Consider the following 17,196-nt stretch of genomic DNA (forward strand, 5'->3'; position numbering starts at 1 on the left):
AGCTCAATAATTTATCCACGCATCGAAGGGGCCGCCTTCACTCCACAGCCTGCGGGCTTTGGTTGTTCGCGTCCACGGTGGACCAGCTACGTCTCGCGCTACCGACATGGGCGGACGCCTTACCGGAGCCCGTCGAGGTGGAGGTCTTCCTCCCTTTCACGAAGCAGCGCGTCGTTGATCGCAGCCGCGCGGATCACCGGCAGCTCCGAACAGGGGCTTCCAAGAGGCGGGCCCCTGGGCGTAAGAAAGGCGGAGAGCATGACGAAGGCACGTATCAAGCCGGGTAGCCACCCCAGCACCCTTGGGCACGCCGTGAGCTGCCTCCTCGTCGCCCTGGCTGCGACGGGGTGCGGCGCACCTCCTCCTCCCACAGCAGCGACCAGCGCGGCCTCCTCCGCGGCCGCGCCGGGGCAACCCCAGGAGGCCCCTGCGTCCGCAGCCAATCCGCCCGGCGCGTCCACCACCCAGTGCGACCCGCCGCTCACCCCCGCGCAGCGCCTCGCGCGCGAGGCAGACCGGATGGCGCCCGCCGATATCAACGGCGCGATCGCCAAATACGAAGAGGCCACAAAGCTCGACCCGACCGACCACCGTATTTTCTTCAAGCTCGCGATGGCCCTCAAGAAGAGCGACCGGTGGGCCGACGTCGTCTCGACGATGCGCCGCGCGACGGCGCTCGCGCCCAGGTTCGCGACCTACTGGGTCGAGCTCGGCTATGCGCAAGCAGCCCTGGCGAAGCGCAAGGCCGGCTCCTTCGAGGACGCGAAGAGGGCCTACCTGACGTGCCTCGAGATCGATCCCTGGCTCGCCGACTGCCATGAGCGGATCGGACATGTCCTCCTGTGGACCGACGACGAGCGCGGGGCGATCGAGCGCTACACCGAGGCGATCCGGCGGGAGCCGGACGCGCTGCGCCATTACCTCCCCTTGGCCGATCTTTATCAACGCCTCGATCAACTCGCGGAGGCGGAGGCGGTGCTGCGCGAGGCCGTCCGGCGGGCGAAGCCGGGCGACAGCTCGCTCTTTGCGGCACACACGATGCTCGCGTCGGTGCATCAAGACAGAGGAAACCTGGCGGAGATGGTCGCGGAGCTCGAGGCGGCGAAGGCAGTAGCCCTTGAGGGCATCGAGGCGGACATGACCCTCTTCAGCCTGGGATCGTCCTACGCGCTGCTCGCGCCCCCGAGGGTTTCGGAGAGCGTGACGAACCTCCGCGCGTTCTATGCGCGCCGTTGCCTGGGCTCTGGCGCGAAAGCCTTCAAGACCAACTGTGCGACGTCGGCGGCGCTCATTCAGAAGCTCGGGGGTACGGTCCCGGCGGCCGGCGACGCGAGCGCCGCGTCCGGCGGCGCGCCGAACGCCTCGCAGGCCTCGAAGAGCGCAGCGCCCGCGGGCGCTGGAGCCTCAGCCGCGGGCGCTTCGGAGTGCGGCGAGCCTCCGGGGCCTTATCAACCCCGGCCGGCGTACGCAGGGCCGGCGCCGTCGCTCCCCGCGATCCCTGCGTTATGGACGGGGCCCGTGAAGATCGGCGACGCGTACACGGTCCGGGGTCTCATGCATCACCTCCGGAGCCGCGTTCATTCCGACGAGGTGACCAGCAAGCCCATTTCGGTGGTTGGATACGTCGTCCGGACCAATTTCGAGGAGGCGCCGCTGTGCGCTGTGCACCGGACGGGAAAGGGTGATCCGATCGATTGCAAGTCGCCGCTTCCCTTGTTCGCCATCGCCGACGCGAAGGGCGAGAAGACGCGGGTCATTGACGTCATGGGATGGGCGTCGAATTTCGCCCAGATCTATACGATGATCGAGGCGATCGACAAGGCCCCGAAGGGCCAGGCGAAGAGCGTCCGCCTCGCCGACGAGTTCACGGGGGCAGACCTCCCGAACCCGCTGCCGAGCCCTGGGGCGAAGGTGAGGGTCACGGGCACGTATGGAGTGATCTTCCAAAGGCAAGGCCAAGGCTCCGCGGCGAACCCGAAGCGCGGGATCGTGACGGCCGAGCGCATCGAGACGCTCGAGGATGCGCCCACGAAGGCCTCCCTGCCGGGCATGACGCCGCGCCGCTGACCGCCGCACGCGCGCCGGGGTCCGCCCCTGGCGCGCGGCGCCGCCTGCCGCGCGGGCGCTCCGCGGAGCCCCTGGATCGCGCGTCTTTGGGTACGCTACAGGAGCGCGTCGCGCGTCCCGCGTCACGCGATGTTACCTGGAGGGTTCCCGTTCGTCATGGCCGACCCCACGACAGCCGCACCGCTCGCCCCCGGCGCCGTCCTCGGGGGCGATTTCCGCGTCGTCCGCCCCCTGAGCCAGGGGGGCATGGGCGCCGTGTTCGTCGCCGAGCAGCTCTCGACGGGCAAGCCGCGCGCGGTGAAGCTGATGCACGCGCAGCTCGCGCAGGACCCGCGCTTCCGCGAGCGCTTCGAGCAGGAGGCGAGGGTAGGGGCGCGGATCGAGAGCGATCACGTCGTCGAGGTCGTCGCCGCGGGGGTCGATCCCGCGACGCAGACGCCCTGGCTGGCCATGGAGCTGCTCGACGGGGCCGACCTTTCGGCCGTGATGGCGCAGCGCGGCGCGCTGCCGCCCGACGAGGTGCGCGAGCTGATGGGGCAGCTGTGCCACGCGCTCGGCGCGGCGCACCGCGCGGGCGTCGTCCACCGCGATCTCAAGCCCGAGAACATCTTCATCGCGCGGCCGCGGCAGCAGAACGTCCGCTTCAAGGTGAAGGTGCTCGACTTCGGCGTCGCGAAGATCGTGGCCGAGGCGCGGGCGACGACGTCGATCACCGCGTCGGTCGGGACGCCGCTCTGGATGGCGCCCGAGCAGACCGAGCTCGCCGCGCAGGTCGTCCCGGCGTCGGACGTCTGGGCGCTCGGGCTGCTCGCGTTCTACCTGCTCACCGCGCGCGTCTACTGGGTCGAGCCGAGCCGGGGGCAGAGCGCCTCGGTCATGTCGCTCATGCGCGAGGTGCTCTTCGGCCCGCTGGATCCGCCGTCCGCCCGCGCCGCGCAGCTCGGCTGCGCGCACCTGATCCCCCCCGGCTTCGACGCCTGGTTCGCCCGGTGCCTCGCCCGCGACGTCCGCGCTCGCTTCGCCGACGCGGCGCAGGCCATGGCGGCGCTCGATCCCGTGCTCGCCGCGGCTGCCCACAGGTCCGCGCCGCTGCCGGCCGTGCCATCCATGCCCACACCGCCGGTGTATTCCGGCCCTTCCGGGCCGACCACCGCGCCGACCCAGCCGGGGGTCTACCGCACCGACGTCGGCGGCATGACCGGCGGCACGCTCGTCCCGGTGCCGGCGTTGCCCCCGCGCAGGGCCCCCTGGGGCCTGCTGCTCGCGATCGCAGGCGGCGGGCTGGTCGCCGTCGCCGCGCTCATGGCCTTCGGCTTCATGGCCTTCCAGCGGCTCCGCGCGGCGGACCGCGCCGCCGACAGCGCGCCGCCGGCGCCTCTGTACGGCAGCGGCGATGCGCCCGCGGGCGGGGCGCCGACGCCGCCGGCCAGGCCCTCGAGCGCCGCGGCGAGCAGCGACGTCGATCTGGCCGGCACGTACGACATCGTATCGTCGCGCAACCCGGGCGGGCAGGGCAGCTACTCGGGCAACGTCCTCCTCACCCGGAGCGGCGACGCGTACCGCATCTCCTGGATCATCACGAAGGGCGCGGGCTACGAGGGGATCGCGTTCGTGCAGGGGCAGACGCTCGCCGTGGGGTGGGCGAGCGGCGGCCCCTACGGCGCGGCCGCCTACCGCATCGACGGCGGTCGCCTCCACGGGCAGTGGATCGCCACGGACCGGCCCGGCCAGGTGATGGCGGAGGAGCTGGAGGGCCCTGAAGGGCTGGTCGGCAGCTACCGGATCGTCGACGGCGCTCGCAAGGGTACGGTCGTCATCGTGCCCACGGGCGAGACGTACGCCGTCACGTGGGCGCTGAGCACCGGCGCGCTCAAGGGGGTGGGCATCCGCTCGGGCGACCAGCTCGTCGTGGGCTGGTCGCCGAGCCAGCAGGTCGGCGTGGTCAGCTATGCGATCGCGGGCCGGCAGCTCGCGGGGCGATGGGGGACCTTGGGCGGCACGCTGGCGGGGAGCGAGGCGCTTGTGCGCCGCTGACGAGCGGAACGAGCGGAACGACGCGCGAGGCGAGCACTGACGTCCTGTTGCGACCGGGAGAGTCCAATGGTTTCGAGCGGCAGACGGTGACGGCATTCCCGATCCAGCGTGCGGGGCAGAGGTCCTGCCACGATGTCATCGACAGGGCGGCGCCGGTGTGGGGCCGGTGTGGGGCGTGGCGCGCGCCGGGGTTCGCGGAGGACGGATGAGGGCCGGCGGGTCGCCCGCTCAAAGCGCTGGCGACGCGCGCCGACCATGGCAGCATGTGTCGCGCATCACCCGCATCAGGGCTCACGTGGGCACCAATCCCGTCTCGTCCGATCACGGGTCTTCGTCCCGTTACGCCATCATCGAGACCCTCTACGAGGGCTCAGACACCCTTCTCTACCGGGGTGTACGCGAGGACGACGGCCATCCCGTGGTGCTCAAGGTCCTCCGGCGCGATCACGCGAGCCCTCGCGCCGCCGAGCGGCTTCGCCACGAATACGAGATCGCTCGGGCGCTCGACACAACGGCCATCGTCAAGCCCTGTGGGCTCGCGATGCTCGGCGAACAGCCGGCGCTGGTCCTGGAGGATTTCGGCGGCGTGTCGCTCGATCGGCTCCAGGCTGGGCCGACGCCGCTCGAGCGCTTCTTCCCCGTCGCCATCCGCCTGGTCGAGGCGCTCGCCGGGCTGCATCGGCACGACGTCGTCCACAAGGACATCAAGCCGCAGAACGTGCTCCTCAACCCCGCCACCGGCGAGGTGAAGATCACCGACCTGGGGATTGCGTCCCGGATACCCCGCGAGCTCCAGCACCTCGAGCACATCGAGCTCATCGAGGGGACCCTGGCCTACATGGCCCCGGAACAGACAGGCCGGATGAACCGCTGGATCGACCAGCGGACCGATCTCTACTCCCTGGGCGTCGTCTTCTACGAGATGCTGACGGGCACGCTGCCGTTCCAGGCCGGCGATCCCGTCGCGTGGGTCTATTGCCACATCGCGCAGAAGCCGGCCCCGCCGCACGCGCTCGTCCCCTCGATTCCCCGGCAGCTCTCCGCGGTGGTGCTCAAGCTGCTCTCCAAGGCCGCCGAGGAGCGTTATCAGAGCGCGGCGGGCCTGCGGCACGACCTGGACGAGTGCTTCGCCAGATGGCGGGCGAGCGGATCCATTCCCCCCTTCGCGCTCGGGGAGCGCGATCTCTCCGACCGGTTCCAGGTCCCGCAGCGGCTGTACGGGCGCGAGCGCGAGGTTACGGCGCTGCTCGCCGTGTTCGAGCGCGTGGTCGCGAGCGGCCGGCCAGAGCTCGTGCTCGTGTCGGGCTACTCGGGCATCGGCAAATCGTCGCTCGTCGCCGAGCTGCACAGGCCGGTGGTGAGGGAGCGCGGCTTCTTCCTGTCCGGCAAGTTCGAGCAAGCCGCGCGGGACGTCCCCTACAGCGCCTTCCATCAGGCGTTCCGGGCGCTCTTTCAGGAGATCCTCTGCGCGAGCGAGGAGCAGGTCGAGGGCTGGAGACAGCGTTTCCGCGAGGCCCTCGGCGAGAGCGGCAGGTTGCTCGCCGACGTGCTCCCCGAGCTCACGCTGCTCCTCGGCCCGCAGCCGCCCGTGCCCGAGCTGCCGCCCGCCGAGGCCCAGAGCCGGCTGCACGCGACGCTCCAGCGCTTCGTCTCGGCATGCGCCCAGAAGGACCACCCCGTCGCGCTCTTCCTCGACGATCTGCAGTGGGCCGACGCGGGAAGCCTCCAGTTGCTCGAGCAGCTCGCCACCTACGCCGGGTCCGAGCACCTCCTGCTGATCGGCGCGTACCGCGACAACGAGGTCGGCCCCGCGCACCCGCTGCGGCTCACGCTGGCCGAGGCGCGGAAGCGCGGCGCCGCTGTCTCCGAGCTCGTCCTCGAGCCGCTCTCGGCCGCCCATGTCGGGGCGCTCGTCGCCGAGACGGTCCACGCGCCGCACGCGCCCGCGGAGCAGGCCGAGCCGCTCTCGCGGCTGGTCCACGAGAAGACCGGCGGCAACCCGTTCTTCGTGCTCCAGTTCCTCATCGCGCTGCACCAGGAGGGGCTCATCACCTTCGACGCGGAGGAGGGCAGGTGGCGGTGGGACATCGCCGCGATCCGGGACAAGGGGTTCACCGACAACGTCGTCGAGCTGATGGCGGGCAAGCTGAAGCGGCTCTCGGTCCCGACGCGCGACGCGCTCACGCTCGCCGCGTGTCTCGGCAGCAGCCTGGACCTCGACCCGCTCGCGGTGGTCGCGGGCCGTCCGGCGGAGGAGCTCCGCAATGCGCTCGAGGAGGCCGTGCGGGAGGGGCTGCTGCTCCGCCGAGGCGGCGCCTATCGGTTCCTCCATGACCGGGTGCGGCAAGCCGCTTACTCGCTCATCCCGGCGGGACAGCTCGCCGAGAAGCACCTCCGGATCGGGCGGCTGCTCCTGAAGGCACAACGCGCCGAGGAGCGCGACGAGTCGCTCTTCGACGTCGTCGGCCACCTCAACCGCGGCGCCGCGCTCATCCGTTCCCAGGCGGAGCGGGACGACGTCGCCGCGCTGAACCTCCGCGCCGGCAGGAAGGCCAAGGCGGCCGCGGCCTTCCAGTCCGCCGCCACGCTCTTCGCGGCTGGCCTCTCGCTGCTCGCGCCGGCCTCGTGGGAGACGCGCCACGAGCTGACCTACGGCCTGACCTTCGAGCGCGCGCACATCGCGTACATCACCGGCGGCTTCGAGGAAGCCGAGGGGCGCGTGGAAGAGCTCATGGATCGCGCGAGGACCCGGCAGGAGACGGCCACCGTCGTCGAGCTCGCCGTCGCGCTGAGCGTCACCCGCGGGCAATACGCCCGCGCGGTGGAGATCGCGCTCCTGTGCCTCCGCGCGTGCGACGTCGATCTGCCGCTCCACCCCACCGACGCACAGGTCGAGGAGGAGACCGAGAGCGTCTGGAGGGCCCTGGGCAATCGGGCCATCGAGGACCTGATCCACCTGCCGCCCATGACGCACCCGGGGTTCAAGATCACGATGGGCGTGCTGCAGAGCGTGTCCCTCCCTGCGTTCTTCGTGGACCCGAACCTGTACAACCTCGTCGTCATGCGCATGGTCGAGCTCAGCCTGCGCCACGGCAACGCCGAGCACTCCGCCGTCGCGTACGCCGCCTTCGCGATGGTGATCAGCTCGAGGTTCGGGCGATATCAGGAGGCTCACCTGTTCGGCAGGCTCGGCCACGACCTGGCGCAGAAGAGCGGCCTCCTCACCACGAAATCGGTGGTGGTCATCCTCTTCGGACACTATGTCGTCTTCTGGACACGCCACTACAGAGAGACGTATCCGTACACGCGAGAAGGCTTCGGCGCCGCGGTCGAGTCCGGCAATCTGAACAACGCGTGCCTCAACTGCATCTGGGCCGCGCTGTTCCCGCTGCTCTCCGGCGAGGCGCTGGAGGACGTGCTTCACGAGGTCACGGAGCGCCTCGGCTTCGTGCGCAAGGTCGGTTACACGTTCGCGCAAAACGCCCTGCTCGGCGGCCACGCCATGATCCAGGCGCTGCGCGGGAGGCCGGTCCGCTTCTCGATGCCGGACGGGTCCGAGCTGGATACGCCGGCCTTCGAGGCGCGACTGGAGGAGGGGGGAGCTCTGGAGGCCGCGCGCGACTTCTATTACAGCTTGAAGGCGCAGGCGCTCTTCGTGCTCGGCGCTCCCCGAGAGGCGCTCGCGGCGGCGACCCGCGCGATCGCCGAGCACCCCCCCAGGGTCGGTCCGCACGCGCTCATCGCCGAGAGCTTCTATTATCGCGCGCTCGCGCTCGCGGCCCTCTTCGACGCGCCGCACGGCGCGGACGAGGCGCAGCCATCCGCCCTGTGGGAGCTCCCCGAGGAGCTCCTCGAGTGCGAGCGGCAGCTCGGCGCGTGGGCCAGGAGCGGCCCCGACAACTTCCTCCACAAGCACGCCCTGGTCCGCGCCGAGATCGCCCGGCTCCTGGGGCGCGAGCCGGAGGCCAGCCGGCTCTACGAGCAGGCCATCGCGGCGGCGCGCGAGGGCGGCTTCGTCCAGCATGAGGCCATCGCCTGCGAGCTCGCCGCGGAGTTCTACCGCGCGCGCGGCCTCTCGATACCCGCCGACAGCTACCTGCGAAGCGCCCGCGCCGGCTACTTCCGCTGGGGCGCCCGCGCCAAGGTGGAGCAGCTCGATCAGCGCTACCCTCACCTCGTCGAGCGCAAGGCGATCGCCCCCACCGTCACCTTCGCCGTACGTGCCGAGCAGTTCGACGTCCTGTCGGTGGTGAAGGCCGCGCAGAGCATCTCTGGCGAGCTCAAGCTCTCGCGGCTGCTCGAGATGCTGCTTCGCATCGTGGTCGAGCACGCGGGCGCCGAGGAGGGCTGTGTCCTCCTGGTCCGGGAGGAGCAGCTGTGGCTCGCGGCGATCGAGACGCCAGGGGGCGCGGTACGGCTGCTGGATGCGGGCGAGGCGCCTTCGGCGGCGTTGCCGCAGTCGGTCCTCAACTATGTTCGCCGGAGCCACGAGCGCGTGCTGCTCGACGACGCCGCCGGCCGGCACCCCTTCGTGGAGGATGAGTATTTCCGGCGCAAGCGCCCGAGATCGGTGCTGTGCCTCCCGATCGTGCGCCAGGGCCGGCTCATCGGCCTGCTCTACCTGGAAAACAACCTCGCCACCGGGGCGTTCACCCCCGGGCGGCTCAGCGTCGTCGAGCTGCTCGCCTCGCAGTCGGCGTTCTCGCTGGAGAACGCGACGCTCTATGCCGAGGTGGAGCAGGAGAACGCCGAGCGGCGTCGGGCGGAGCAGGCGCTCAAGGCCAATCAGCAGATGCTCCAGGCCATCGTCGACAACTCGGCGGCGAGCGTCTACGTCAAGGATAGAGAGGGCCGATTCCTGCTCGCCAACCGGCAGGTGGGCGCCCTCCTGGGCATGCCGAGCGAGCAGCTCCTCGGGAGGACCGACGCCGACCTCTTCCCTGCTCCCTTCGCCGAGGTGGTCCGCGAGCACGAGCGGAAGGTGCTCGAGGCGGGTGCGCCGATGGAGTGGGAGGAGACGGTGCCGCTGGAGGACGGGCTGCACACGTTCCTGTCGATCAAATTCCCTCTCGGCGAGGGGGTCATGCCCGGCGTGCTCTGCGGCATCTCCACCGACATCACCGAGCGCAAGCGGGCGGAGCAGGCCGAGCACTTCCTGGCCGAGGCGAGCTGCAAGCTGATGGCCCTCGGCTACAGCGCGACCTTCGAGAGCGTGGCGCAGCTCCCGGTGCCCGAGCTCTCGGATCAGTGTGTCGTCGAGGTGCTCTCGGCGGACAGGACACCGGGCCCGACGGTTGTCGCAGGGGTGCCCGGCGAGCAGCTGGAAGCGCTGAAGGACGCGCTGCGCGCTCTGGCAGAAGCGCCGCCGGCCGGATCCGAGGGGGTCGATGGCCGCGCCGCGCCGCTGGTGCAGCAGGTGCGTTCGCTCGACCCGCGGGTCAGGCCCCCCTGGGAGCGGCTCGGCGTCCACGCGTTGCTGCGGGTTCCGCTGCTCGCGCGCGACCGGTACTTCGGCGTCATGACCCTGCTGGCGACCGCGCCCGAGCGCCGCTACGGCCCCGCCGACCTGCGGCTGGCCGAGGAGCTGGGGCGCCGCGCGGCGCTCGTGCTCGACAATACCCGCCTGTACACCGAGGCCCAGGAGGCGATCGAGCGGCGGGACGAGTTCCTCGTCGTCGCGTCTCACGAGCTCAAGACCCCGCTGACCTCGATGCAGATGCAGGTGCAGGCGGCCGAGCGCCTGCTGCGCCGAGGCTCGCTCGCGGGCGTTCCCCCGGCGCGGATCGAGGCGATGTTCCGTATCCTCGGCCGCCAGACGTCGCGGCTCGGGCGCCTTGTCGACGAGCTGCTCGACGTCACGAGGATGAACGCCGGGCGGCTGACGCTCACGCGGGCGCCGGTCGATCTGGCGGCGCTGGTGGGTGAGGTCGTCGAGCGGATGCGCCCCCAGCTCGCGGACGCCCGCTGCCCGACGCAGCTGGATCTGGGAGCGCCCGCGGTCGGGGACTGGGATCCGGATCGCCTGGAGCAGGTCGTCATCAACCTGCTGTCGAACGCGATGAAGTACGGCGCAGGCGGGCCTATTTTCATCGGCGTGCGGCGGCAGGCGGATCGCGCGCTGCTCGTGATCCGGGATGAGGGGATCGGGATCGCGGAGGCCGATCAGGGCAGGATCTTCGAGCGCTTCGAGCGCGCGGTGTCGGTGCGCAACTTCGGCGGCATCGGGCTCGGGCTCTACATCGCGCGCTCGATCGTGGCGTCGCACGGCGGATCCATCCGGGTGCAGAGCAAGCCGGGCGCCGGGGCGACGTTCGTGGTGGAGCTCCCGCTGAGCGCACCGGAGGCGGACGAGCGCGGCGTCGCGCCGGCCTAGCTAGACACCGCAGCCGCGCTCCGTGACCTCCGCGCCCGCACCACCTGCCGAGGGGGCGCCGAGCGCGGATCCGAGGCGAAGCCCGGCACACCCACCGTCAATGGGAAGCGCGCCTGGTCCGAGTGCGTCCTGTGATTCGCTGCCGTCGAGCGTCTGCGAGTGTGTCCAGTCCTGCGCGAACCGCCAAGACGCTGACGCCGAGGGTCGTTGCGGTTCCCGAGGTACGGTGAGCGTCGTGCTCATGACAAGCTGCGGCTCTCTGGCGGGATTCGCGCCGAGTGGTGCGAGATCCTTTCCATGTGGGCCAGGACCTCCGCCTGACCCCAGCGCTCGAGCGCGTCCATCTCCGCCGGGCCGAGCAGCCGCCGAATCGCACCCCAGGTGCGCTCGAACGCGGGCGCGGCCAGGCGCTGCGACAGCCCGGCGAGGGCGCTCAGGTCGGGGTCGTCGCGGCGGTACGCCGCGTAGGCCTCGGCGTCCCATCCTTCGAGCGGGAGCGCGTCCGCCTCGGCGATGCGCCGATCCAGCGCGTCCGCGGTCTCCGCCCACGCTCGGGCGATCTCGAAGAGCTTGGCGACCTTGCCGAGCGGCAGTCCGAAGCTCGCGACGCGGTCCTCCTTGCGGCGCGGTAGCCACGCGACGAGCACGTGCCACATCATCTGCCACTCCGGCTCCAGTCCGAGGAAGAACACGCGCTCCTCGATCCACGCGCGAAGCTGCGCCGCGGCCGCCGTGCCCTGGGTGCGCTCCACGTCGGTGAGGAACGCCGCGATGTGCACCGCCATCATGCCGTCAAAGTCCCGCTCATCGTCCTCCAGCGCCTCGAGCTCGATCTCCGCCCGGAAGCAGCGACGTGCGGCCGTCTTCACCTCCTCGACGCCGTCGAGCCGGAGCCCGAGATCGGGCCAGAAGGGCGTTACTCTGTCCAGGCTGAGGAGCCGGATAGCGGTCCTGTAAGCGTAGAATACATCGAGGTTAGCGAGATCGAGGGTGGGGTTCATCGGCAGCGCAGCTCGGGGTGGTCTGGAGCGGCCAGCCTAGCGACGCCGGGGGTGAGCGGGTAGGTCGCCGCGCGCACGACGGTGAGCCGAGAGCCACACGACAGGGACGGCCATGCACCAGGGCCTGCCGGGCCGCATCCAGGAGTAAGAGAGTAGGCAGACGTGGCTCCGGGAGCGCGGTCGGAAGCAAAAAATCAGGCAGATCAGACTGCCCTGCTGGACTTTGATGTGAGCTGGCACCCACGATAGGCCGCGAGACGAGGGGTGTGGTGTGGTCTGGGATACAAACCTGCCTCCTCCAGCGGTCGCGCGCCTTCCCGCGCAGGCAGGGGTGCCTGATTGGGGGCCTCGAGGTCCGGCGCGGGAGGGCTTCCTGGCTCCTGGTCGAGCCTGGTAGCGTCGGAGACCATGGCGAAACCCAAGATTCAACCGGAGAAGTCCCCGGCGAACGCCAGGGGAGAGGAGGGGGCCCGGAGCTACCAGGCCCTGTACAGGCACTACTAGCCGATCGGGGCGGGGCTCCCCTCCGACGAGGTGCAGGCGTGCCGCGCCGATCCGCGCCTCGCGCTGGTCAACGTGAAGCGCGGCGTCGCGGCGGTGCTCGGCACGAAGGAGCAGGTGAAGGCCGTGCGCGAGCACCTGCCCAGGATCGCGGTCGGCGAGCTCCTGGAGCTGCCGGACCTCGCGCGGGCGCTCCTGTTCGCCGCGCGCGAGGCGCTGCCCCGGGCGGCGGGCCCGAAGGAGATCGAGAAGGCGCTGAAGGAGATCGGCGGGCCGCGCGAGGATCTCCTGACCCAGGCGGAGCTCTTCGCCCGGCGCGGCCTCCTCGACAAGGAGCGTGTCGCGCAGATCCGGGCCGGCTCGGGGAAATACGATATGGCGCGGGACGGCATGGAGCTCGCGGCGCTGTTCACGCAGCACGCGGGCGCGCTCAAGGGGCTCCACCCGTTCACGAGGGAGGAGATCGAGAACCTCCGGCGGACGAGCGAGTGGCTGCTCGAGAACCTGACCCCGGCGGGAGCCCGGGTAGAGGTCAAGAAGAAGGACAAGAGCGCGGCCGAGGACGCGAGGGATCGGCTGTGGACGCTGCTCCTGCGGCGGCACCCGGATCTCCGGAAGGTGGGTTATTACTTCCACGGCGACGATTTCGAGTCGGTCACGCCGCGCCTGCTCTCGCGGGCCGCCTCCGCGCAAGCCGTCGAGGAGGCGCTGGAGGAGGAGCCGGAGGCGATCGCGAGCGACGCGACGGGAGAGGGAGAGGCGCCCTGAGCGCCGCGTCACAGCCGGCCTGAGCGAGGGCGATGAGGCGAGCGGCGTCCCTGGCGCGACCGGTCAGAGCTGCCCATACTCACGGATCCGGTCGCGCGCTTCTCCCTTGTCTCCCTTGTCGGGCTCCAGATCGACGACGATCCCGAGGCGTGATTCGACGTAGGCCATCCAGAGGGTTCCATGCGCTGGAATGCTCGTCCAGGTGTTCATCTCCGTGATCGACAGGAGCCCGTCGATGCTTCGATCGAAGATTCTTATGTCCCTGAATCGTAATCCGCACGTGAAGCCGAGCTGGACGTTCAGGTTACGGGAATAGACGTCCCCGCCGAGGAACAGATCGAGGTGCGTGGTCCGGACAAGCGTCCCCTGCGGCCTCAAGGTCGTGGTGAACATGGGAAGAACGCCTCCGATCACTTGGTAGAGTTGAAAGCTCGTGGCCGCGCTTGCACGGAACGGTCCGGCCTCGTATGTAGCGTGGATCCCCAGCTTCTTGTCTTCTATCGTCGACATGTTCTCCTTGCCCACGCCAACGCCGATGAAGTACCCGAGGTTGAGCTCCTGGGTGGGACTCCCGGTCTGCCCGAAGCTCACCATGACGGTATGGACAGCCCCCGGAGCCGTTCCGCCGCCGTAAGTGACTCCGAGTCTCGCGAGATGGGGGAGTTTCGTCTGAACGACACCGTTGAGACGGAGGCCGTCCCAATGGAATTTCTCTGGGGGCCGTGGCTCTTGCGCTGATGTCAGAGCGGCAAGGGAGAACACTTCAAGCCCTGACAGCGCGCACAAGAATGCCTGCCGTGGCCTGCGCAAACGCCGGGCTGAAGGCTTCCACGAGCTGAGCGGCGGCGTGAAGCACGCTCGCGTTATTCGGTCTGCATTGGATCTATGCACGCGGGGTTCTTCACTAGCTCATCGATGTCGACGTCGTCGTAGTAGCTCTTGAACGTGTAAGCATTTTCCATCGCCCCGATGCTGCGACGATCGCCCGTGACCCCTGGCTGCGGCGCATCCTCGAAGTATCTTATGATACTGGAGCAGGACGAGTATTGGTCTCGAGCCAGGTCTCGAATGCTCAACACAGTTTCGCAGTCGAACGTGCTGCTGCCGAGTATTTCCCTGTACGCGCCGAACCCTGCCAGAAAGCCCCTGCAGTCCACGTCCAGCATGGCTAGCTCGCTCGCTTGTAATTGGATCATGCATTGCTCCGGGCGCTCTGACTTAGGCGAAGGGGGACGTTTGTCTTCGTTGGTGGGGGGATGTTCCTGTCCTTTCTCACGATGGTGATCGCGACGCTGGAGGGTCTTCTCACAGCTGGCCAACCGCTTCCGGGTGACGCTCAGGGTCGACCGAAGATCGGGGTCGTTCTTGCTGGCGGCGTCCTGGCGTGCTTGCGGCTGTTCGTCGCTCTCTGCAGAGATTTTTCCTAGATTGTATGCCGCCGTCAGCGCCGCGATCGCGATGGCCCCAAATCCAATCCACGTTGTCGGCTTTGGTGATGTTCCCATGTGTCGAGCGTTACGAGCTAAAGTCCTGGTGCGTGCCTGAGAATGGCGACCCTGGCCTGTCCGACCAGCGGAGCGATGGCTCCCGCGAGATGAACGGCGGCGTGGAATGGGTTGGATTCATTCGGCCCGCAATTGGCTTATGCACTCTGGGTTCTTCACCAGTGCTCTAAGGTCGTTGGGGTTGCCGTATTCGTTCCTGGTTGCGTAGGCGTCTTCCGTCGCGGCAATGGCGAGCGGGTCGCTCATAGCATCTCGGTAGGCGGTGCCTTCGTTGATTCTTGTGATGGCGGCACAGAAGGAGGACTGCGCGTGAGCCACGGATAGAACATCCAAGACGATCTCGCAATTGATCGTGTTGCTGCCCAGTATTGTCTTGTACGCATCAAAATGTCTCCTGAGGCTCCTGCAGTTCGCACCCAGCATCTGCAGTTCCTTCACCTGCGATGCAATGATGCATTGCTTCGGAAGCGCTGGCACGGGTGAAGGTGTGGGGTTGTCTTCGTTGGTGTGGAGCGTTTCCTCTCTCTTCTGAAGATGCTGGTCGTGACGCTGGAGGGTCTCTTCGCAGCTGGCCAACCTCTTCCGGGCGGCGCTCAGAGCTGACCGAAGATCGGGATCGTTCTTGCTGGCGGCTCCCTGTTGCCGTTGATGACGGCTGCCGCTCTCTGCTGAGGTTCTTCCCAGATTATATACCGCCGCCAAGGCGGCGACCGCGATGAGACCTGATCCAATCCATATTGTCGGCTTGGGTGACGTTCCCATGTGTCGAATATTGCAACGGGGCAACAATAGTCGCTGTACGCAGGCGGTTTAGTGTGGCGGGAATGGGTCTCCAGTGTGGCATGAGCTAATAGTAACAGGGTTCCTTCTTAACCGGTGTTATTCCAATCCTTTGAGGCGTGATATCCAGGTTGATGCCGCTGGCGGGCTGCAACAAATCGCGCCATTGATAACATGATTTCGCGTTTACCGTGTCCACGAATTGGTTCTGCAACGGCGTCGTTCTGATGCAGCCGCTTAGTTGAGGCTGTGTATCTTCTGGCGCACACAGCGCCACGCACGTGGGGGATGGATCTATGCACGTTGGTTTTGGTCTTTCGTCGAGGATCGTGCATCCGGTTTGGGATAGTACCGTCGCGGAAATAAGTTGGGCGAGGCTGGGACGGACCGTCCTTGAACGACGAAGTGTCGCGGTCATAGGTTCTTGCTCTCATGGGTATCTGGTGGTGGCTCGCGTTTGCCTCAAGAAGCAGGCAAGAGGATACAGGAAATGCTGTCGTTCTTCGATGAATCCGTGCGTATGGCCACGATCGGGCGTCGCGAGCGAGCGCGTCAAGCTCGCCGAGGCGCGCGCGAGATGTCCAGGACGTCGGAAGCAGGCAATGACTCGCGTGGCCGGTCGCGGACAATCTCGCTTCGCTTTCAGGGGATCGACGGGGGCCAATCGGTTCGCGCGGTCCACGCCGCGAACGCTCGTTGGCAGCACACCCATTCCCCGGCGCGCAGCCGCTTCTCGGACGTCACGGCCAGCGCGGCCATGAAGCGGCCTCGCGCCGGGGGACGCGGCACGCTCGCGGGGTCGATCATGGCGTTCTGGGTGGGGGAACCGGTCGGGCCGACGGTCGGCTCGGGGCCGCTCGCAGGCGCCCTGGTCGCGGCCCTCCGCGACGAGGAGCGCGGAGAGCTCGCGAATGAGATGGAGCTGCTGCTGCCGAGCGCGAGGCGATGATCGCCTGTTCTTCTCGCGGGCTTATGCCTGGCAGCAGAAGGTCGACGGCTCGGCCGGCAGCAGCTCGCCGGTGGGCTCGCCGCCGCTCGGGGCGCAGCCGCCGGGATCCACGGCCACGACCTCCGCCGACTTGCTGCCGAGGGCGACGCCGGGCGGCGTGACCCCGCAGAACGGCGTCGTCGAGCTCACGACGATCGACGCGAGCGCCTCCCCGCACGCGCCGTCGCTGTAGACGGAGGCCATGACGGTACACGACGCGCCCTCCAGCTCCCCGCAGCCGCACTCGGAGCAGCCGCGCGTGTCCTCGGCGCCGCCGTAGAAGACGTGCCTGACCAGGTAAGGCTCTGCGCACGTCACGTCGCCCTCGTGGAAGATGCACGTCAGGAAGCCGCCGGGCGGCGGGATCCCGGGCTGGTCCGGCGAGGGCATGCAGGTGCTCCGGTCGCCCAGGCACTCCGTGTAGGCGCCGGGCACGCAGGCGAGCGCCCGGGTCTGCCACGGATCGAGGAGCGCCGGCGGCGGCGGCTCGTCCACCCTGGGCGTGCACGCGCCGGTCGCCGTCACGATCGGCGCCTCGATCGAGAGCGACTGCACGCACGGCCTCCCGCCGCAGTCCTGGCCGGCGGGGATCGCGTTCGCGGCGGTGCAGGCGCCGTCCCAGCCGTCGGGCGCCGCGAAGGGGGTCGTGACGCCGCCGGGGTCGCCGGGACACGCCGAAGATGCGTGCGCCGACCAGCCCCGCGGGAGCTGGCACGAGGCGGTGGCCGCGTCAGGCGGATCGCACAGGCAGGCCGCGCAGGCGAGGGGTGCGGGCGCGAGATCGGCGAACCCCTCGTAACCGATGTTCGGCGCCGCGGCTGGGCAGTCCGGCACCTGGTCCCGTGGGCCGAACCAGAGGAGCGCCGGTCCGAACCAGCCCAGCGGCGCCGGTGGGACGCAATCGCCGGCGCAGGCGGTCTCATCGCCGCCGCCGGTCCCGCCGCTCCCGCCCCCGCCCCCGCCACCCTCGCCGCCGGCCCCGCCGCCGCCTTCCTCGGGCCATGGGCAACCTGGGTTGCCGTACTCCTGAGGCTGACAGGGACCGTAGACGGTCGGATGTTGTTCTTCGGAACAGCCAGGCAAGAAGAGGGATCCTACGAGCAGGAGGAAGAGGGTTCGCATGCCGGACAAGATACGTAGAGATGGCCCACGCTCACAACGGGCAGCTGTCACGAGAGA

General features: G+C 69.2%; 10 protein-coding genes. 5 read left to right on the top strand and 5 right to left on the bottom strand.

What is annotated here, in order from left to right; genetic code table 11:
- Positions 1–258 precede the first annotated feature (258 nt).
- The 3 genes from WME73_RS19865 to WME73_RS19875 all read left to right on the top strand — a co-directional run bounded on the left by WME73_RS19865 (position 259) and on the right by WME73_RS19875 (position 10,474).
- Positions 259–2,067 (top strand): tetratricopeptide repeat protein, encoded by a 1,809-nt coding sequence (locus tag WME73_RS19865; RefSeq protein ID WP_437916738.1) that lies wholly within the window; start codon positions 259–261, stop codon positions 2,065–2,067.
- A gap of 156 nt (positions 2,068–2,223) precedes the next feature.
- A complete protein-coding gene (locus tag WME73_RS19870; RefSeq protein ID WP_437916739.1) occupies positions 2,224–4,101 on the top strand; it encodes a serine/threonine protein kinase in 1,878 nt (625 codons plus the stop codon).
- A 295-nt stretch (positions 4,102–4,396) separates the two neighbouring features.
- Positions 4,397–10,474, top strand: a complete 6,078-nt coding sequence (locus WME73_RS19875; RefSeq protein ID WP_437916740.1) for an AAA family ATPase — start codon at positions 4,397–4,399, stop codon at positions 10,472–10,474.
- 239 nt (positions 10,475–10,713) lie between these two features.
- Here the strand turns inward: WME73_RS19875 and WME73_RS19880 are convergent, their stop codons facing one another.
- Positions 10,714–11,475 (bottom strand): hypothetical protein, encoded by a 762-nt coding sequence (locus WME73_RS19880; protein ID WP_437916741.1) that lies wholly within the window; start codon positions 11,473–11,475, stop codon positions 10,714–10,716.
- Positions 11,476–12,009: 534 nt separating this feature from the next.
- Here WME73_RS19880 and WME73_RS19885 point away from each other — a divergent pair.
- On the top strand, positions 12,010–12,744 hold the full coding sequence (locus WME73_RS19885; protein WP_437916742.1) for a hypothetical protein: 735 nt from the start codon (positions 12,010–12,012) through the stop codon (positions 12,742–12,744).
- Positions 12,745–12,807: 63 nt separating this feature from the next.
- On the opposite strand, the gene WME73_RS19890 is transcribed toward WME73_RS19885, so the two are convergent.
- The 3 genes from WME73_RS19890 to WME73_RS19900 form a co-directional block, all read right to left on the bottom strand.
- Positions 12,808–13,338, bottom strand: coding sequence for a hypothetical protein (locus WME73_RS19890; RefSeq protein ID WP_437916743.1), 531 nt, complete (start codon positions 13,336–13,338; stop codon positions 12,808–12,810).
- 269 nt (positions 13,339–13,607) lie between these two features.
- Positions 13,608–14,249, bottom strand: coding sequence for a hypothetical protein (locus WME73_RS19895; RefSeq protein WP_437916744.1), 642 nt, complete (start codon positions 14,247–14,249; stop codon positions 13,608–13,610).
- Between the two features lie 117 nt (positions 14,250–14,366).
- On the bottom strand, positions 14,367–15,011 hold the full coding sequence (locus WME73_RS19900; RefSeq protein WP_437916745.1) for a hypothetical protein: 645 nt from the start codon (positions 15,009–15,011) through the stop codon (positions 14,367–14,369).
- Between the two features lie 775 nt (positions 15,012–15,786).
- Between WME73_RS19900 and WME73_RS19905 the strand changes: the two genes are divergently transcribed.
- A complete protein-coding gene (locus tag WME73_RS19905) occupies positions 15,787–15,978 on the top strand; it encodes a hypothetical protein (RefSeq protein ID WP_437916746.1) in 192 nt (63 codons plus the stop codon).
- Between the two features lie 21 nt (positions 15,979–15,999).
- Here the strand turns inward: WME73_RS19905 and WME73_RS19910 are convergent, their stop codons facing one another.
- Positions 16,000–17,139: a hypothetical protein gene (locus WME73_RS19910; protein ID WP_437916747.1), complete on the bottom strand. Its 1,140-nt coding sequence runs from the start codon at positions 17,137–17,139 to the stop codon at positions 16,000–16,002.
- Positions 17,140–17,196 lie beyond the last annotated feature (57 nt).

The sequence above is a fragment of the Sorangium sp. So ce302 genome (assembly GCF_051530145.1).
GTDB classification, from domain to species: domain Bacteria; phylum Myxococcota_A; class Polyangia; order Polyangiales; family Polyangiaceae; genus Sorangium; species Sorangium cellulosum_B.